This is a genomic window from Chelativorans sp. J32 (genome assembly GCF_000518985.1).
Taxonomy (GTDB): domain Bacteria; phylum Pseudomonadota; class Alphaproteobacteria; order Rhizobiales; family Rhizobiaceae; genus Chelativorans.
In genome coordinates this window covers 74926-91940 of record NZ_JAEQ01000013.1, presented here as the reverse complement: position 1 = coordinate 91940, position 17015 = coordinate 74926, and the positions used below count along the sequence as shown (strand labels likewise).

Here is a 17015-nt window from a genome sequence, read left to right as displayed (position 1 = left end):
CGTGGCTATCCAAAGGCCCATCGCGCTTGTAATCGTCACCGGTTTTCTCGGAGCCGGCAAGACGACCTTGCTGAACCGCATATTGAAGTCTCCCGACCTCACCAACACGGCGGTGATCGTCAACGAATTCGGCGATGTATCGCTCGATCATCTTCTGGTCGAGCAGAGTGAAGCCGGCGGTATCGTGGAGCTGGCGGGCGGCTGCCTTTGCTGCACTGTCCGCGGCGACCTCGTGGACCTGCTTCTCTCCCTTCCCGAGAATCGCCCCACGCTCAACCGCGTCATCATCGAGACAACCGGTCTGGCGGATCCCGTCCCATTGCTGCAGTCGGTCATCGCCCACCCTCTTCTAGCGCGAATTTACCGGACCGATTGCGTTGTGACGGTGATCGATGGCGTGAACGGCTCGGCCACGCTCGACCAGTACGAAGAGGCACGCAGGCAGGCAGCCGTGGCTGACCGCATCGTCGTCTCGAAGGGAGAACTCGGTTCGCGGGAGGAGCGCCAAGCCCTCCTGCAAAGACTTTCGATCCTGAACGGGACCGCAGAGCTGCTGGACGCCACATGTCCATCGGTCACGGACAGCCTCCTGCGTCCGGTGCTCGACGGGCAGAGAATGCTCGTTGCGTCACAGGACGGGCATGCCCATCACAATCATCACCACGAAGAATTTCAGAGTGTGACGCTCCAGCATTGCGCTGCCCTGCCGAGATCGGCGGTCGAGAATTTTCTCGATCTTCTGGTTTCTCAGCAGAGCGAGCAAATCCTTCGCATAAAGGGGCTGGTCGAGACTTTGGAGCAGCCGGAGCACCCGCTTCTGATCCAGGGTGTTAAACAACTCCTTCACGCACCGGAATTCCTGCCCCGCTGGCCGGACGACGAGCGCGGCACCCGGCTCGTCGTGATCGGCCGCAATCTCGACAAAAACTATATCAGCCGGCTGTTCGCCGCCTTCACCGGCCAGATGGCGGTCGATACCCCCGACCGCACCGCTCTGGAGCAAAACCCGCTGTCGATTCCGGGTTTCAGGCGCTAGCGCTCCTCCGTTGCCACGCGGCCACGGCGAGCGCCAGCAAGGCTGCGAGAAGCAGCGCCATCCCACCCCCTACGAACATCACGGCATAACCACCGCCGGTCGCCAGTGGCTGGCTGGCAAAGGGCGAGATAAACTGCCCGAGGAAGATGCTTGCCGTAAGCAGCCCGGCGAGACGCCCCCGGTTATTCTCGTCCGCCAGCGCCATGGTGGCGGTGGCCAAGTTCGGCATTACCAGGCCAAGACCGATTCCCACCACGACCGCACCGGGTAAGACCGTCAGGAAGCCCTCTGCGAAGCCCACCACGAAAAATCCAGTCCCGAGCAGGGCAAAACCGAGCGCGAAAATGGCCGGAACGCTCAATCGAGCCCGCATCGCACCGTAATAGAAGGACGTGATTGCGGAAGTCAGGGTCATCAGGCCCATTGCTATGCCCGCCATAAAAGGAGCGCGAACACCCAGTGCTTGCAAATGAAAAGGCAATTGCGTCGGCATGAGATAGAACACGACGCTGTTCAGGACTGCCGAGCCAAGGATGGCCATAAGGGGCAGAGTAATGAGCGGGCCTGCAGGTCCGCTGGCCTTCAGGTTCCTCGAGGCAGGCCGCGGCTGCTCGTCCCGGATGAAAGCCAGGAGCGCGGGTACCAGCGCCAGCGCAACCATATAGACGAGGAAAGGCGCTCGCCAGTGGAGTTCCGCGAGCAATCCTCCGCCGGTCAGAAAGAACAGTCCGCCAACACCGACAAATGCCGACTGCCGGCCCATGAAACGTTCACGGGCACTGCCGGTGAAATAATCTCCAACAAGCGCTGTCGCCACAGTCATGATGCCCGCGACCGCGACACCGAGCAGCGCCCGGCCGATGAGGAGGGTGAGAAGCGAATCCGCATAGAGTCCCGAACTTCCCGCTACCGCATAGAGAAGAACCGACGCGACGGCGACCGGCTTGCGGCCGTACCGGTCCGCAAAGACACCCGCGAAGGGCGCGCAAAGAGCGATGGAAAGCGCGGGAACGGTGAGGATCAAGCGCGTAAGAAGTGCTGCGGAGGGGCTCCCGTTAAAGCTGGCTTCTATGGCAGGCAGCGCCGGCGCAATCGTAGCGCCGGCCATTATCGTGAGCGCACTCAGGAACAGGATGGTCGCGTTTCGTCCCGCCGTCGCAGCAGGCCGGGCGGCGAAGGCGGGCGGCAAATCATCCACCGGCGTTCTCATCGGAGCGCCTCCCGAGGACCAGTTCCGCATAATGCGGAGGGCCGCGAGCGCTCGACGGTGAAAGGATAAAGACGTCTGTTGATGAACATCGATGCAGCTCCATTAAGACAGGAGCTGCTCCGATAAAGCCTCAAGCTTGGTTGAGGTCAAGCTCACGTTTTGGTTTGGCTTCGCCGCACTCGATTAGAAACCGGTGGCCGCCCGGCATGCTTTCCGTCGTGATCAGCCGGTGGTTTTCCTGAGAACAGAAGGCCGGGATGTCGATGACGGCCAGCGGATCAGTCGTTTCAACCCACAGACGCTCGCCGACTCCCATGGCTGCAAGCCGCTTTCGTGCCTTCAGCACCGGCAAGGGGCAGTTCAGCCCCCTGAGATCATAGGTTTGTACGACGTGTTCCGGCGTGGTCACTTGCGGAGCATGTTCCAGAGCCGGCTCACACGGCCCTCTTCCGGATCGGGGGCCTCCTGTGTCTGAGCGGCAGCCGCGGCTTCCGCCTTCGGGTTCGGCGAAGGAACGGGCGTGCTGCCTGTGATGAGCGGCGTTGCGCCAACCTGAACCCGGGATTCGGCCACCGTCTCGCCGGCGCTGTTGGGCGCTGCGGCGACCTGAGCACGCTCTTCGCCTTCTGCTTGGACGGGATTGGCTGCGACTTGGGCGGCGGGCTGCGGCTGGGGGGCAGCGGCATAGGCCGTGACCGGCGAGGACTGCAGCAGCGGTTTGACCTTCGCGACCATCACGGGGTTCAGCGAAGGCGGTTCCGGGCTCACCCGTTCTCCACGAGCGCGGCGGCGGCTCCAATCGGCCACGAGCTTGGCCTCCTCCAGGCCGGCGATTGTCGCCTTCGGCTCCTTTTTCGACCAGCTCCAAGCAGCTTTGGAGATGGCAAGGTCCTGCTTCTTCTTGTGCGCCTGATAGGCCATCAGCAGGGCTTCGGGCTGTGTCGAGGGCGGGCAGGCCTGCGTCGGCTCGAAGCTGTAGCCTTCGGCAGCTATCCTATTGAAGACGTATCGGCTTTCGCAGACATCGACCTTCGGCGGCGTCTTCGTGATCTCGAACTGGTCGTAACCTTCCTTCAGCATCTGCCAGAACGGGTAATTCGGATCATTCCGGTAGCGCGCCATGTTCTGCGGCGTCATGCGGAAGGGGAACGCCTGGAACTGGAAGGCCGTCTGGCCGCCGCGGAAAGCATCCCGGGCGAAGGCATAAATCTCTTCCACCTGCTCGTCGGTCATCGAGTAGCAACCGGCCGAGGAACAGGCGCCATGCACCATGAGGTGCTGACCGGTACGCCCGTTGGCGCGGTCATAGGCGTTGGGAAAGCCGATATTAAAAGACAGGTGATAGCTGGAATTCGGATTCATCTGGTGAGGCTGGATGGTATAGAAACCTTCCGGCGCCTGACGATCCCCTTCGATATATTTCGGGCCGAGCTTGCCTGACCATTTGCAGATTTCGTAGCTCTTCACGAGATCGTAGCGCCCGTCCTTCTTCTGCTTCCAGACTTCGAGCACGCCCTCTTCCTTGAAGACACGCATCATGATGGGGGCATTCGTGCTCATGCCCTTCACCTTCATGATTTCCGTGACTTCCTGAGGAAGTCTCTTTTCGGCGGCCTTTGGGGCAATATCCTCAAGCGAGCCGCTGCATCCGACAAGGATGAAGGCCGGCAGAAGCACAGCGCTAACGAAACGGCTTCTCATGCAAAAGTCTCGGGTTTTTTTCGCCAATTTCCCCTCTCCCGGCGCAGGAGGTGAGTGTCCCCACTACTAAATACCCGTTAGGCTTGACAAATCATTACCGGACACGAGCATATTAGCGCTTATCCTGAAGCACCTGGAAAGGCAATATTATGGCGGGTAACATTATCTTCCGCCTTGAGCCGCCGCGGGAGCTATCGGGGAACGCCGAGAATGGAGCCTAAAGGCTGCGGCCGATGGCGAGGAATTTCTCCCGCCGCTGTTCCCGGTGATCGCCGCCCTTCTCCGCAAGATCGCGGAAGCCTTTCTCGATAACCTCGCCGGTGGCTTCGATTACCGCCTCACGCGCGCGGTGCGCACCGCCGATCGGTTCGGGAATGATGCCGTCGATGATCTTGAGCTGGAGGAGGTCCTGCGCCGTGATTTTCATGTTCGTTGCAGCATCTCTGGCGCGGGTCGAATCGTGCCACAGGATCGATGCGGCGCCCTCCGGAGAAATCACGGAGTAAATCGAATGCTCAAGCATGTAGACGAGATTGGCCGTAGCGATAGCGATAGCGCCTCCCGAGCCCCCCTCGCCGATTATGACGGAAATGTTCGGAACCTTCAGGCTCAGGCATTTCGAGGTTGAACGCGCAATGGCTTCTGCCTGTCCTCGTTCTTCCGCGCCGATTCCGGGATATGCGCCGGCCGTATCCACGAGGCTCACGACGGGGATGCCGAAGCGGTCGGCCAGATCCATGATCCGAACGGCCTTTCGATAACCTTCAGGCCTTGCCATCCCGAAATTGTGCTTGAGCCGGCTCTGGGTGTCGTTCCCCTTCTCCTGGCCGATGATGGCTATGGACTCGCCCCGGAACCGCGCGAAGCCTGCAACCACCGCCTCGTCCTCACCGAAGGCCCGATCGCCAGCCAATGGCGTAAAGTCGGTAAAGAGTGTCCGCACGTAGTCCATGCAGTGCGGCCGGTCCGGGTGGCGCGCGACCTGTGCCTTCTGCCAGGGCGTCAGCGCGCGATAGATCTCACGCAGCGCATCCTTCGAGCGCCGCTCCAGGCGAGCGATCTCCTCGCCCACGTCCACGGCCTCACCGTTTTCGCTGAGCTTCTTCAGTTCGAGGATCTTGCCTTCAAGGTCGGCGACCGGCTTTTCGAAATCGAGATAGTTGTACATTCACCCGCCAAATATCGGACACGAGACACTGCGGTTGGGCATTTCCGGCGCCATGCCGCTCAAAAACGTGGGTTTCACATAGCGGCGATGCCGCTAATCGGCAAGCGGATGGTGCTTCTGCACCAGTTCTTGAAGGCGTTTTTCGAGCACATGGGTATAGATTTGCGTGGTGGAGATGTCGGTATGTCCCAGCAATTGCTGCACGGCGCGAAGGTCTGCACCATTCTGCAGAAGGTGGCTGGCGAAGGCGTGGCGCAGCACATGCGGGGAAACTTTCGCTGACGGCAGGCCCGCCCGCGCGGCAAGCCCCTTGAGTTCGCGCGCGAAAACCTGGCGGGGCAGATAGCCGCTCTCAGAAGCGGCCGGGAAGAGCCATGGACTTTCGGCAAAGGCAGGATGCCGCGCACGCTCCTTGATCCACAGCGCCACGGCATGCCTGGCCTTGCCGGAAAGCGGAACGACGCGCTCCTTGCTGCCCTTCCCCCGCACGTTGAAGAAGCGCTCATCCCTGAGCGCTACCCGGAGCGGCAGGCTGACCAGTTCCGAAACGCGCAGCCCCGATGCATAGAGCATTTCGAGCAGGGTCGAGAGGCGTTGAGACGTCATGGCTTCCGGCGTACCTTCCGGCGCGGTGCGTGCCTCCTCCGCCGCCCTTTCCAGAAGCGCCGCCATCTCGGCTTCGCTCAAGGTCTTGGGCAGCGGCCGCCCCTTCTTGGGGCTGTCGAGCACGCCCGTCGGATCATCTCCGCGCAGGCCCTCCGCATAGAGGAATTTGAAGAATTGACGCAATGAGGAGAGCTTGCGTGCCTGGGTCGTCGCGGCAAAGCCTCGCGCCGTCATGTCGGCGATATAGTTGCGGATATCCGCGGAGCCCGCCTTGGCCAGCCCGCCACAGGATGCGGAGAGGAAGCCATCCGCGTCCTCCAGATCCCGGCGATAGGAGGCAAGCGTGTTGTCGCTCGCGCCCCGCTCGGCCGCCATCATCTCCAGAAAAGCTTCGATCCGCGCGCCGCTTGCCATCTTCTTCCGACCGTCAAGCCAACACTCCTAGACGAAGAAGGCAAACAATTTCCAAACAACGGCCCCAGCGTCCTAACTTGGGTCGAGCCGTTCCGGCGGGATGGGTACGACGATCTCGGTCTGCCTGGGCGTCACGAAAGTCGCCAGCGCATACATAGCAGCATATGCAAGCGCAATGAGGATGACGATCGTTGTCAAAAGCCGAAAAAGGGTAGGCATATACAACCTTCGTGGTGCCCGACGCTTATGTCTCGCAGAGTCCGGCAATGCAAGCATGCGCATCTGTTATTTCAGATGCTTGACGCGTCCTGCATTTCGTGTCGAAAGCTGTGGAATGACATTGTCCACGAGATCCGCCCTTGTGCCCGATACCAGTGCCGTGCTGAAGCAGCTCGGGCGTCGCAACATCGTCTTTGTCGGGCTGATGGGTGCCGGCAAGACCGTCGTGGGGCGCAAGGTGGCCGGGATGCTTGGCCTTCCGTTCGTCGATAGCGACCACGAAATAGAAACCGTCTCCCGGATGACCATACCGGAACTGTTCGCCAATTACGGTGAGGCGGAGTTTCGCGCGCTGGAGCGGAGGGTCATCGCGCGCCTGCTGCGGGACGGCCCCCGGGTGCTTTCCACCGGCGGCGGCGCTTTCATGAGCGAACAGACTCGGCGCGCCGTCACGCGCCAAGCCGTTTCCGTGTGGCTGAAGGCCGATCTCGACACGCTCATGCAAAGGGTGGCAAAGCGCCAGAACCGGCCATTGCTCAATTCAGGAGATCCGCGCGCGGTCATGCAGGGCTTGATGGATATCCGCTACCCAATCTATGGACAGGCCGACATCACCATCCGCACGCGCGACGAACCGAAGGAAGTGATCGCCTCGGAGGTCGTCGAAGGTCTCGTCGCGTTTCTTCAAAAGGGCAGAGAATGCAGGAAATCGGCGAAGTGAACGCGGTGACCGTCCCCGTCGGCCTGGGCGAACGCGCATACGATATCCTTATCGGCCCTGGCCTGATCGCCCGTGCGGGTACGGAAATTGCCGGTCGTCTTCCTGGTACCCGGGCGGCTATCGTCACCGACGAGAATGTTGCCGCCGTCCATTTGGATACCTTTCAGGCGGCACTTGCCGCCGCTGGCATCGAGAGCGTGGCTGTCCGCCTGAAACCCGGTGAGAGAAGCAAGAGCTTCGAATCGCTGGAGCGAACGGTCGATGCCATTCTCGAGGCAAAGCTCGAAAGGCGCGATGCGGTCATCGCCCTGGGAGGCGGCGTTGTCGGGGATCTTGCCGGCTTTGCCGCCGGCGTGGTCCGCCGGGGCATGAACTTCGTTCAGGTGCCCACTTCGCTATTGGCGCAGGTCGACTCCTCGGTTGGCGGTAAGACCGGGATCAACACGCCACGCGGAAAAAATCTGGTCGGCGTCTTCTACCAGCCTCGGCTCGTGCTCGCGGACACGGAGGTTCTCGACACGTTGCCGCTACGCGAATTCCGCGCTGGCTATGCCGAAGTCGCAAAATATGGCCTGATCAACCGGCCTGACTTCTTCGCGTGGCTCGAGGCGAACTGGGAGGAGATCTTTTCTGGGGGCGCCGCGCGAACCGAAGCGATCGCCGAATGTTGCCGGGCCAAGGCAGAGATCGTGGAAAAAGACGAGCGGGAGACGGGCGACCGCGCCCTGCTCAATCTCGGCCACACCTTCGGCCATGCACTGGAAGCGGCGACGGGATATGATGGCGCACGCCTGGTTCACGGCGAAGCGGTCGCGGTCGGCATGGTTCTGGCGCATAAGTTTTCCGCCCGCATGAATCTCGCGAGCCCTGATGATTCCGCCCGCGTCGAGGCCCATTTGAGCGCTGTGGGGCTGCCAACCCGGCCGAACCAGATCCCCGGCGGACTGGCCGATGCGGCGACGCTGCTTTCGTTTATCGCGCAAGACAAGAAAGTGACGCGCGGAGCGCTTACCTTCATCCTCACCCGAGGCATCGGGCAATCGTTCATCGCCAAGGACGTGCCCGGCTCGGAGGTCCTGGCCTTCCTTGAGGACGTGCTACGGCAATGACGACCGGGCTTCTCGTCACGGGCGGAATCATCTTGTGCCTGATCATCCTTTCCTTCCTCTTTTCGGGAACGGAGACGGGGATGACGGCCGTATCCCGCGCACGCCTCCACACGTTGGAACGGGCCGGAGACAGCCGGGCAGCCCTAGTACAGAAGCTGATCGCCAGGCGGGACCGCCTGATAGGCGCGCTCCTCATTGGCAACAACCTGGTGAATATCCTCGCATCGGCGCTTGCCACGAGCGTGTTGCTTGCGCTCTTCGGCGAAGCCGGCGTGGTCTATGCGACCATCGCCATGACGGTGATTCTCGTCATCTTTTCGGAGATCCTGCCGAAGTCCTGGGCGCTTGCGAGACCCGAGCAATTCGCGCTTTTCGTAAGCCCCTTTGCGCGTTTCGTCATGCTGGTTTTCGGCCCGCTTTCCTCGGGCGCGAATGCGATCGTGCGCCTCCTGCTCTCCATTTTCGGGGTCAGCCTCGCACGCGACAAGCCATTGCTCACGGCTCATGAAGAACTTCGCGGCACGGTCGAGGTGCTGCACCGCGAAGGTGGCGTGGTGAAGCAGGACCGGGACCGCATGGGCGGCCTTCTGGATCTGCATGAGCTGGAAGTTTCCGACATCATGATCCATCGCACCAATATGCGTTCGGTCAGTGCAGACGAACCCGCCAGCGCGGTGGTGAGCGAACTTCTCAAAAGCCCGTACACACGCATCCCGGTCTGGAAGGGCACCAGCGAGAACATTGTGGGCGTCGTCCACACAAAGGATCTTCTGCGCGCGCTGCATGAAGTCGACAACGACCCGAACCGCATCGACATCATGAAGGTGGCAAGCAAGCCCTGGTTCGTGCCCGACACCACCACCTTGCAGGACCAGCTCAACGCCTTCCTGCGTCGCAAGGCTCATTTCGCCATCGTTGTGGATGAGTATGGCGAGGTGGAGGGCCTGGTAACGCTCGAAGACATCATCGAGGAGATCGTCGGCGACATCACCGACGAGCACGATGTGGACATGCAGGGCGTGAAGCAGGAAGCGGACGGCTCCATCGTGGTGGACGGTTCCGTGCCGATCAGGGATCTTAACCGCGCGCTGGATTGGAACTTGCCGGATGATGAGGCGACCACGATCGCCGGCCTCGTGATCCACGAGACGCAGACCATCCCGGAAGAGAAGCAGGCCTTCACCTTCTTCGGCAAACGCTTCATCGTGATGAAGCGCGAGAAGAACCGCATCACCCGCCTAAGGATCCGCCCTGCAGTCGAGGAGAAGGCAGCCCCGCCGAAACAGTAGAAGCTGCCGGCCGTTCAGCGCTGAGCTCGACGAAGAATCACCACCGCGTCTTCTCGCCGGGTGCCGCAGGCTCGATAGCAAGCGCGTGAACGCCCCGCTTGAGCTCTTCCGACAATACCTGGTTCACCGCCCGGTGACGCTCGATGCGGCTCAGGCCGGAGAAAGCCGCCGCGACAATGCGCACGCGAAAATGTGTCTCGCCCGTGCCGTCGAATATTTCCTCATGACCACGCTCGGTATGATGATGGCCGGCATGAAGATGGCTTTCATTAACGACATCGAGCCGTTCCGGCGAGAAGGCTTCGGTAAGCTTGTTTTCGATCGCGGTTTTGATGGACAAGAATGCCTCCTGATACCATATAGGGGAAGCTTCCCCGTCATGATCCGACTCATGGCCTAACGCATTTTCGGCCCAAGTGGAAACGCTTGTCCGCAAATGGGATTTGTAAGACCGTCCGCAATGCCGGGGAGTGCTAGGTCCAACGTCCGCGAAATGTCAATTCTTGTTTCGCAGCCGCGGAAGGCCATAATCTCTACTGATTTGCTCGCTTCAGGACAGGCATGAAACTGAACTCGAAATATTTCGAGAAAATTCGTATCCGCCCCGATACCCAGGCGGAAACCAAGACGGACGCGCCCCGTTGCCAGTGGGATGGCTGCGAGGAGCCCGGTCTTCATCGTGCCCCGGTAGGCCGGCACCGGGAAGGGGAGTATTTCCGCTTCTGCTTCGAGCATGTGCGCGAGTACAATAAGAATTACAATTACTTCTCGGGTCTGAAAGACACCGATATCGCGCGTTTCCAGAAGGAGGCGCTGACCGGTCACCGCCCGACCTGGAAGATGGGATCGCTCGGCAATGGCCAAGCTGCCCCCGAGTTCGCTCCGTTTCGCTCGGGTCAGGCAACCTATTACCGCCGCCTCGGCGACCCGTTCAATTTGTTTGGCGGCGCGGAAGGTCGCCCCCATGCTCCCACCGAGCGGCGCCTCAAGCCGCTTGAGGCCAAGGCGCTGGAAACGCTTGGCCTTACGGCGAATGCGACTGGCGCGGATATAAAGGCGCGCTATAAAACGCTGGTGAAACGCCACCATCCGGATGCGAATGGCGGCGATCGGGGGTCTGAGGCACGCCTGCGCGATGTCCTACAGGCCTACCGGCTCCTCAAGCAGGCGGGTTTCTGTTAACCCCGGTCTCTGCTAAGAGGCCAACATTACGATGAGAAGCGGTGCGGTCCTCCCCGTGCGCGCTGGAGGTATGATGAACAAGATCGACCGCGATATCGCCAACCTGCCCGACACCACGGTTTCGGTGCGCGAGACCTTTGGCTTCGACGCAGACATGGTCGTGCCCGCCTACTCCGAGACGGACCCCCATGTGCCCGATATCGACCCGGATTATCTCTTCGACAAGCAGACGACCCTCGCGATCCTTGCAGGCTTTGCCTACAATCGCCGCGTCATGATTTCCGGCTATCACGGAACCGGCAAATCCACCCACATCGAACAGGTCGCAGCACGCCTCAACTGGCCCTGCGTTCGTATCAATCTGGACAGTCATGTGAGCCGTATCGACCTCGTCGGCAAGGATGCCATCGTGGTCAAGGACGGCATGCAGGTTACCGAGTTCCGCGACGGCATCCTGCCCTGGGCCTATCAGCACAATATCGCACTGGTGTTCGACGAATACGACGCAGGCCGCCCCGACGTCATGTTCGTGATCCAGCGCGTGCTGGAATCCTCCGGCCGCTTGACGCTGCTCGATCAGAGCCGCGTCATCAGGCCGCACCCCGCCTTCCGTCTCTTCGCGACGGCCAACACGGTGGGTCTGGGCGACACGACGGGCCTCTATCACGGCACGCAGCAGATCAACCAGGCGCAGATGGACCGCTGGTCCATCGTCACCACGCTCAACTACCTGCCGCATGACGAAGAAGTCTCGATCGTGCAGGCCAAGGCCAAGCACTACCAGAACGAGAAAGGCCGCGAGATCGTCGGCCGCATGGTGCGTGTGGCCGACATGACGCGCTCTGCCTTCATGAATGGCGATCTTTCGACCGTCATGAGCCCCCGTACCGTGATCATGTGGGCGGAGAACGCCGAAATCTTTGGAGATGTTGGCTTTGCTTTCCGGCTAACCTTCCTCAACAAGTGCGACGAGCTGGAGCGCGCCATGGTGGCCGAGTTCTACCAGCGCGCCTTCGGCGAGGAACTGCCGGAGTCGGCGGCGAATGTCGTGCTGAGCTAGGAGGGAAAATGGCCTATCAGGGAAGCTGCCATTGCGGCGAGGTGCGTTTCAAGGTCGACGTGGACCTTTCGCATCCGATCACCTGCAATTGTTCCTACTGCTCGCGCAGCGGCAGTATCCTTGCATTCACGCCAGCGGAGAAATTCGAGCTGGAGCAGGGCGAGGAGAAGCTGACCGAGTACCGCTTCAACACAGAGAAGATCCAGCATCTCTTCTGCTCGGTCTGCGGCATGGAGTCCTTCTCACGCGGTGAGATGCCGGACGGCACGAAGATGGTTGCCGTCAATATCCGATGCCTCGAAGGCGTCGATCTGGACAGTCTGCAACCCACACAATTCGACGGCCGCTCTCGCTAGAGCCAGAAAGTTTTTCTCGTGAATCCCTCCAACCGCAAGCCAGGACAGCCCGCCGAGAGCCCGCTCAATCCCTTCAAGCGAGCGCTTACCGGCTGTGTGCGCGCTATCGCTGGCGATGGTGAGATCGAGGTTGTCTTTTCCAAGGACAAACCGGCGCTGACGGGAAGCCGGGTCCGGCTGCCTGATTTGCCCAAGAAGCCGACGGCGGACGCTCTTCGCGTTACCCGCGGCCTCGGAGACTCGATGGCGCTGCGCCATGCCTGCCATGACGCGCGCGTTCACAGCCGACTGGCGCCGCAGGGCACGCAGGCGCGCGCCATATTCGATGCGGTGGAGCAGGCCCGGGTCGAGGCCATCGGCGCCCGGTCCATGGCAGGCGTGTCCGAGAACTTGGCGGCCATGCTGGAGGACAAATACGCGCGCGCCAATCTGGCCGACATCAACAACCGCGCCGACGCTCCGCTGGAAGAAGCCGTTGCCCTGATGGTACGCGAGAAGCTGACCGGACGGCCTGCTCCCAAGAGCGGCGAGAAAATCGTTTCCCTTTGGCGTGACTGGATCGAGGAAAAGGCCGGCACCGACCTCGACACGTTGCTCCCCCGCATCAACGATCAGGATGCCTTCGCCCGCGCCGTTCGCGATCTTCTCGGCGCCATGGACATGGGCGAGGATCTTGCCGAAGACCAGCAGACCGACGATAGCGAGGAAGACGACGACCAGCCGCAAGGCGAGGACTCCTCCGAGGAGGGCGGCGAGGATCAGTCGGAAGGCGAGCGCAGCCAAGCCGAAGAAGCCGATGCATCCAGCGACGAGAACGAAGCCGGCGAAAGCGAAGCTGCTGCCACGGCTGCCGAGGATGCCGTCGAGCAGGAGGATATCGACGCCGAAACGCCCGGCGAGGCACGACGGCCCGAGAACCCGTTCGACCAAGCAGCCCATGCGATCGACTATCGCGTGTTCACCACCGAATTCGATGAGGTGGTCGGCGCAGAGGACCTTTGCGACGAGGAAGAGCTGGACCGCCTGCGCGCTTTCCTCGACAAGCAGCTCGCCAATCTGCAGGGCGTGGTCGGCCGGCTCGCAAACCGCTTGCAGCGGCGCCTGATGGCGCAGCAAAACCGTTCCTGGGAGTTCGATCTGGAGGAAGGGGTTCTCGACACCGCCCGCCTTCCGCGCCTCATCATCGATCCCATGCAGCCTCTCTCCTTCAAGCAGGAGCACGACACCAATTTCCGCGATACGGTGGTGACGCTGCTGATCGACAATTCCGGCTCGATGCGCGGGCGCCCCATTTCAGTGGCCGCGACTTGTGCAGACATTCTCGCCCGTACGCTGGAGCGCTGTGGCGTTCGCGTCGAAATCCTGGGGTTCACCACGCGGGCGTGGAAGGGTGGCCAGGCACGCGAGAAGTGGCTCAAGGAAGGCAAGCCCGCCAATCCCGGCCGGCTCAACGATCTTCGTCACATCGTCTACAAGTCCGCGGATGCGCCGTGGCGGCGCGCACGCCGCAATCTCGGCCTGATGATGCGCGAAGGCCTACTCAAGGAAAATATCGACGGCGAGGCGCTGCTTTGGGCGCATCAGCGCCTGATTGCGCGACCGGAGCAGCGCAAGATCCTGATGATGATTTCGGATGGCGCACCGGTTGACGATTCGACGCTTTCTGTAAATCCCGGAAACTATCTGGAACGGCATCTGCGCGGGATCATCGAGCTGATCGAGACGCGCTCTCCGGTGGAGCTGCTCGCCATCGGCATCGGCCACGACGTGACGCGCTATTATCGCCGTGCCGTCACCATTGTGGATGCCGAGGAACTGGCCGGCGCCATGACGGAGCAGCTCGCCTCCCTTTTCGAGGAGGAAAGCTTGCGGCGCGGCCGAGCAGCCGGACGCCTGCGTCGTGCGGGCTGACCGGGTTCACGGCCTGTTTTTCGGTATTTTTCTTCTCGCTGCGGGCATTTTCTTTCCGTCACCGGCAATAACCGAAAATGCTTCTGCTGAAAGCGTTTCGGTTTCCGCGCGCGTCATCGACAGCTTTCGCATAGGCTCCCGCGAGAAAGATTTCGGTGCTCTGGAATTCGTCGGCGGACTGGAGATGATCTCCCGCAGCCGCGACTTCGGCGGCATCTCTTCCTTTCGTTTCCGTTCGCCGGGAGAGAGTTTCATCGGTGTCACCGATACGGGCTTCTGGTTCTTCGGCAAAATTCTTCGCGACGAGAGCGGCCGGCCGAGCGCCATCGAGGACTTCACGATGAGCCCGATACTCGACGCCGCCGGCAACGCGGGAGAAAAATGGACGACAGATGCCGAAGCGATTGCCCTGCGCGGAAACAGGGTCCTCGTCGGCTTCGAGCGGGAACACCGCATTTCCGAGTTCCGCTTGGAACCCGGCAAGATGGGAAGCCCTGTTGCCGATCTGGACTTCCTTATCCCCCGGCACGAACTCCGGATGAATAGAAGCTTCGAAACGGTGGCCTTCGCGCCGCAGGAAAGCGTCCTTGCGGGAGCTCTGGTCGCCATCACAGAACGAAGCATCGACAAGAATGGAAACGTCTTCGCCGCCGTTCTCGACGGGCCACGGAAAGGCGCCTTCACCATTGCTCGCCGGGACGAGTTCGACATCACGGATGGCGCCTTCCTGCCCGATGGTGACCTCCTCCTGCTTGAGCGGAGCTTTTCGCTATCGGCCGGCGTCGCTATGCGGCTCCGCCGTATCCCGGCCGAGACGATCCGCCCGGGCGGCATTGCCGACGGGCCTGTCCTGCTTGAGGCGGATATGGGCTATCAGATCGACAATATGGAAGCGCTGGACGTCTGGCAGCGCTCCGATGGCGCGACCATGGTCTCGCTCATGTCGGACGACAACCGCTCCTTCCTGCAGCGCAATCTCTACCTGGAATTCCGGCTGCTGGAACGGTAGCCTTCCCTAGCGCACCGCTTCAGCGGGCCTGAGAAACGAAAGCATCGCTCCATAGGGGCCCAGCATGGCAAAGCCCATGAGGAGCTTCACGCAGAAGTCGCCCACGGCAAGCGACACCCAAAGTGGCACCTCGGAGCCAAAACCGAGGAGCGGCACCGGGAACGCAAGCGATCCATCGTGAAGCCCGACAGCCGTATCGAAAAAGGCAAAGACTGTCGCGAAGGCGATGGAGAAGAAGAGCAATGTATCGAGCGCCGAACTCACGACCGTCGAAAACAAGGGTGGCTGCCACCAAGCCTGTCTCCGCAGGCGATCGAACACAGTGATGTCGAGAAGCTGAGCGGCGAGGAATGCGGTTCCCGAGGCGATGGCGATGCGCGGCGTGGCCAGCCACACGGAGAGTGCCACGGCAAAGATGAAGCCCACCAGAACCACGCGGCGGGCAACCGCCGGACCAAACCGCCGATTGGTCAGATCCGTGATCAGGAATGCGACGGGATAGCTGAGCGCTCCCCAGGTAAGGATTTCGCCCAGCCCAAAATGGTTAAACGGAAACTGAACGAGGATATTGGACGCCACGACGGTAGACGCCATGGCGACCACGAATGGCCAAACTTGGAATGCGCGGTTCATTTTTTTAGCCTGGGTGATGGAACCAGTCGGGCAAACGCCCGCCCGAAGGATCAGGCCGTGGCCTGCTCGGCGATCTTCTTGACGATCTGCTTCTTCAGGAGGCGCGCACGCTGCGAGAGCTCGTTCGACTTGGCCTTCAGCAGGAAGGCGTCGAGACCGCCGCGATGCTCCACCGAGCGAAGCGCATTGGCCGAAACGCGCAGACGATAGCTCTGGCCGAGTGCCTCCGACATCAGCGTGACGTCGCAAAGATTGGGCAGAAAGCGACGACGGGTCTTGTTGTTGGCGTGGCTCACATTGTTGCCGCTGATCACGGCCTTGCCAGTCAGTTCGCAAGCGCGGGACATCTGTTTATCCTTTATCTTTCGGGCCCATGACCAGTTGCCGCACCAGATTGCGGCGCGCGGTTCCTTAAGCGGCCTCGTGGGAAATCGCGGGTTCAATAGAGGCAAAACCGGCTGCGGTCAAGCTTTGCGGCACCAGCGGCCCGAAAACCGCTCCATACAAACGCCGTAAAAGACGGTTTGCCTGTGGGAAGGACGGAGAGGACAACGCCGGAAGCAAGCCATGATCAATCTCCGCCACCGCGTTTTTGTCGCTGCGGTTTTTTTCCTTGCGTCGGCGCCGATGGCCGGCGCGGAAGCCTATCATACGCGCTATGATGTCTCTCTTTTCGGCTTCCCCGTGGGACGCGCCACTTTCGAAAGCCGGTTCGAAGGCGAAGGCTTTGCCATAGCCGGAAGCTTCGCCAGCGCTGGCATCGCGCGCATCTTCGAGCGCACCGACGGAACGGTGAAAGTGAATGGCCGGTTTGCAAGGAATTCCACACGTCCCAGCCTTTACGCGCTGGAATACACCGAAGGCGACAAGCGCCAGATTACGACGATCCGCTTCCAGGGAGGCAGGGTCGCCGAAACCAGGAACGACCCACCTCTGAAAAAACGTGGAGACGACTGGGTCCCGCTCGCTCGCAATCATCTCTCTGGGGTGGCCGATCCCATTTCCGCTTTGCTTTTGCCCGTTTCCGGCAATGACGCCGTCTGCAACCGCAGGATTCGTGTCTATGACGGCGAGATCCGCGCCGATATCGTGCTTCAGCCCGCAAATGAGTGGGAGCACTTTCGTGGTGCCGCCGTAACGTGCCGGGCGCGGTTCGTACCGGTGTCCGGATATCGGAGAAACCATTCCTCGATCACCTTTTTGCGCGATCGCGGACGCATGCTTGTGGGATTTGCCCCTGTAGCCGGTAGGGAACTCTATTCGCCGGTCGAAGCCACCATTGCCACGAAGATCGGAACGGTGCACATCAGAGCGCGTCAGATGTGACGACAGTTCTTGATCAGGCTCGGCGGTGAACATCCGGACCTGAGCTTCACAGGTCAACAGCGCCG

Annotated in this window: 19 protein-coding genes; 10 read left to right on the top strand and 9 right to left on the bottom strand. The window is 61.2% G+C overall.

Features of this window, described 5'->3' with window-relative positions:
* The first annotated feature begins 1 nt into the window (after window position 1).
* The gene (locus CHEJ32_RS0116545; RefSeq protein WP_156936724.1) at window positions 2-1036 is read left to right on the top strand and encodes a GTP-binding protein; all 1035 of its coding nucleotides are present in this window, start codon (window positions 2-4) and stop codon (window positions 1034-1036) included.
* Here the strand turns inward: CHEJ32_RS0116545 and CHEJ32_RS0116540 are convergent.
* The 6 genes from CHEJ32_RS0116540 to CHEJ32_RS27455 form a co-directional block, all read right to left on the bottom strand.
* Entirely contained in the window at window positions 1026-2246 is a 1221-nt protein-coding gene (locus tag CHEJ32_RS0116540) for an MFS transporter (RefSeq protein WP_051469713.1), read from the bottom strand. The genes CHEJ32_RS0116545 and CHEJ32_RS0116540 overlap by 11 nt on opposite strands.
* A 130-nt stretch (window positions 2247-2376) precedes the next feature.
* Entirely contained in the window at window positions 2377-2655 is a 279-nt protein-coding gene (locus CHEJ32_RS25100; RefSeq protein ID WP_034658630.1) for a sulfurtransferase TusA family protein, read from the bottom strand.
* Complete coding sequence (locus tag CHEJ32_RS0116530; RefSeq protein WP_028034781.1) at window positions 2652-3947, bottom strand: murein L,D-transpeptidase family protein; 1296 nt, start codon at window positions 3945-3947, stop codon at window positions 2652-2654. Before CHEJ32_RS0116530 ends, CHEJ32_RS25100 begins: the two co-directional genes overlap by 4 nt.
* Before the next feature lie 217 nt (window positions 3948-4164).
* A complete protein-coding gene (locus CHEJ32_RS0116525; RefSeq protein WP_028034780.1) occupies window positions 4165-5115 on the bottom strand; it encodes an acetyl-CoA carboxylase carboxyltransferase subunit alpha in 951 nt (316 codons plus the stop codon).
* Window positions 5116-5208: 93 nt separating this feature from the next.
* Window positions 5209-6135: a site-specific tyrosine recombinase XerD gene (locus CHEJ32_RS0116520; protein ID WP_028034779.1), complete on the bottom strand. Its 927-nt coding sequence runs from the start codon at window positions 6133-6135 to the stop codon at window positions 5209-5211.
* Between the two features lie 72 nt (window positions 6136-6207).
* On the bottom strand, window positions 6208-6354 hold the full coding sequence (locus tag CHEJ32_RS27455; protein WP_028034778.1) for a hypothetical protein: 147 nt from the start codon (window positions 6352-6354) through the stop codon (window positions 6208-6210).
* A gap of 115 nt (window positions 6355-6469) precedes the next feature.
* Between CHEJ32_RS27455 and CHEJ32_RS0116510 the strand changes: the two genes are divergently transcribed.
* From CHEJ32_RS0116510 to CHEJ32_RS25095, 3 genes are read left to right on the top strand one after another with little or no spacing between them, the layout of a single operon-like run.
* Complete coding sequence (locus tag CHEJ32_RS0116510; RefSeq protein WP_028034777.1) at window positions 6470-7075, top strand: shikimate kinase; 606 nt, start codon at window positions 6470-6472, stop codon at window positions 7073-7075.
* Window positions 7054-8184: a 3-dehydroquinate synthase gene (gene aroB, locus CHEJ32_RS0116505; RefSeq protein WP_028034776.1), complete on the top strand. Its 1131-nt coding sequence runs from the start codon at window positions 7054-7056 to the stop codon at window positions 8182-8184. Before CHEJ32_RS0116510 ends, aroB begins: the two co-directional genes overlap by 22 nt.
* Window positions 8181-9473 carry an HlyC/CorC family transporter gene (locus CHEJ32_RS25095; protein ID WP_034658629.1) on the top strand — a complete coding sequence of 431 codons (1293 nt, stop codon included), beginning with the start codon at window positions 8181-8183 and terminating at the stop codon, window positions 9471-9473. The genes aroB and CHEJ32_RS25095 overlap by 4 nt, the downstream gene beginning before the upstream one ends.
* Before the next feature lie 37 nt (window positions 9474-9510).
* Here CHEJ32_RS25095 and CHEJ32_RS0116495 read toward each other — a convergent pair whose 3' ends face one another.
* The gene (locus CHEJ32_RS0116495; protein ID WP_028034775.1) at window positions 9511-9813 is read right to left on the bottom strand and encodes a BolA family transcriptional regulator; all 303 of its coding nucleotides are present in this window, start codon (window positions 9811-9813) and stop codon (window positions 9511-9513) included.
* Window positions 9814-10034: 221 nt separating this feature from the next.
* Here CHEJ32_RS0116495 and CHEJ32_RS0116490 point away from each other — a divergent pair, with 221 nt between their 5' ends.
* The 5 genes from CHEJ32_RS0116490 (at window position 10035) to CHEJ32_RS0116470 (ending at window position 14991) form a co-directional block, all read left to right on the top strand.
* On the top strand, window positions 10035-10655 hold the full coding sequence (locus CHEJ32_RS0116490) for a J domain-containing protein (protein ID WP_028034774.1): 621 nt from the start codon (window positions 10035-10037) through the stop codon (window positions 10653-10655).
* Window positions 10656-10728: 73 nt separating this feature from the next.
* The gene (gene cobS / locus CHEJ32_RS0116485) at window positions 10729-11715 is read left to right on the top strand and encodes a cobaltochelatase subunit CobS (protein ID WP_028034773.1); all 987 of its coding nucleotides are present in this window, start codon (window positions 10729-10731) and stop codon (window positions 11713-11715) included.
* Window positions 11716-11723: 8 nt separating this feature from the next.
* Window positions 11724-12071 carry a GFA family protein gene (locus CHEJ32_RS0116480; RefSeq protein ID WP_028034772.1) on the top strand — a complete coding sequence of 116 codons (348 nt, stop codon included), beginning with the start codon at window positions 11724-11726 and terminating at the stop codon, window positions 12069-12071.
* A gap of 18 nt (window positions 12072-12089) precedes the next feature.
* Entirely contained in the window at window positions 12090-13982 is a 1893-nt protein-coding gene (gene cobT, locus CHEJ32_RS0116475; RefSeq protein WP_028034771.1) for a cobaltochelatase subunit CobT, read from the top strand.
* Entirely contained in the window at window positions 13972-14991 is a 1020-nt protein-coding gene (locus CHEJ32_RS0116470) for an esterase-like activity of phytase family protein (protein ID WP_028034770.1), read from the top strand. The genes cobT and CHEJ32_RS0116470 overlap by 11 nt, the downstream gene beginning before the upstream one ends.
* Before the next feature lie 6 nt (window positions 14992-14997).
* Here the strand turns inward: CHEJ32_RS0116470 and CHEJ32_RS0116465 are convergent, their stop codons facing one another.
* Together CHEJ32_RS0116465 and rpmB are read right to left on the bottom strand one after the other, a co-directional pair.
* Window positions 14998-15624, bottom strand: a complete 627-nt coding sequence (locus CHEJ32_RS0116465) for a VUT family protein (RefSeq protein ID WP_028034769.1) — start codon at window positions 15622-15624, stop codon at window positions 14998-15000.
* A 50-nt stretch (window positions 15625-15674) separates the two neighbouring features.
* On the bottom strand, window positions 15675-15971 hold the full coding sequence (gene rpmB / locus CHEJ32_RS0116460) for a 50S ribosomal protein L28 (RefSeq protein WP_028034768.1): 297 nt from the start codon (window positions 15969-15971) through the stop codon (window positions 15675-15677).
* Between the two features lie 220 nt (window positions 15972-16191).
* Between rpmB and CHEJ32_RS0116455 the strand changes: the two genes are divergently transcribed.
* A complete protein-coding gene (locus CHEJ32_RS0116455) occupies window positions 16192-16950 on the top strand; it encodes a DUF3108 domain-containing protein (protein WP_028034767.1) in 759 nt (252 codons plus the stop codon).
* Window positions 16951-17015 lie beyond the last annotated feature (65 nt).

Bases quoted from the DNA above. Each gene is read 5' to 3' on its own strand.
- CHEJ32_RS0116480 (WP_028034772.1), top strand. From the start codon at position 11,724: ATGGCCTATCAGGGAAGCTGCCATTGCGGCGAGGTGCGTTTCAAGGTC.
- CHEJ32_RS0116455 (WP_028034767.1), top strand. From the start codon at position 16,192: ATGATCAATCTCCGCCACCGCGTTTTTGTCGCTGCGGTTTTTTTCCTT.
- aroB (WP_028034776.1), top strand. From the start codon at position 7,054: ATGCAGGAAATCGGCGAAGTGAACGCGGTGACCGTCCCCGTCGGCCTG.
- CHEJ32_RS0116525 (WP_028034780.1), bottom strand. From the start codon at position 5,115: ATGTACAACTATCTCGATTTCGAAAAGCCGGTCGCCGACCTTGAAGGC.
- CHEJ32_RS27455 (WP_028034778.1), bottom strand. From the start codon at position 6,354: ATGCCTACCCTTTTTCGGCTTTTGACAACGATCGTCATCCTCATTGCG.
- cobS (WP_028034773.1), top strand. From the start codon at position 10,729: ATGAACAAGATCGACCGCGATATCGCCAACCTGCCCGACACCACGGTT.
- CHEJ32_RS0116490 (WP_028034774.1), top strand. From the start codon at position 10,035: ATGAAACTGAACTCGAAATATTTCGAGAAAATTCGTATCCGCCCCGAT.
- CHEJ32_RS0116510 (WP_028034777.1), top strand. From the start codon at position 6,470: ATGACATTGTCCACGAGATCCGCCCTTGTGCCCGATACCAGTGCCGTG.
- CHEJ32_RS0116540 (WP_051469713.1), bottom strand. From the start codon at position 2,246: ATGAGAACGCCGGTGGATGATTTGCCGCCCGCCTTCGCCGCCCGGCCT.
- rpmB (WP_028034768.1), bottom strand. From the start codon at position 15,971: ATGTCCCGCGCTTGCGAACTGACTGGCAAGGCCGTGATCAGCGGCAAC.
- CHEJ32_RS0116530 (WP_028034781.1), bottom strand. From the start codon at position 3,947: ATGAGAAGCCGTTTCGTTAGCGCTGTGCTTCTGCCGGCCTTCATCCTT.
- CHEJ32_RS0116465 (WP_028034769.1), bottom strand. From the start codon at position 15,624: ATGAACCGCGCATTCCAAGTTTGGCCATTCGTGGTCGCCATGGCGTCT.
- CHEJ32_RS25095 (WP_034658629.1), top strand. From the start codon at position 8,181: ATGACGACCGGGCTTCTCGTCACGGGCGGAATCATCTTGTGCCTGATC.
- CHEJ32_RS0116520 (WP_028034779.1), bottom strand. From the start codon at position 6,135: ATGGCAAGCGGCGCGCGGATCGAAGCTTTTCTGGAGATGATGGCGGCC.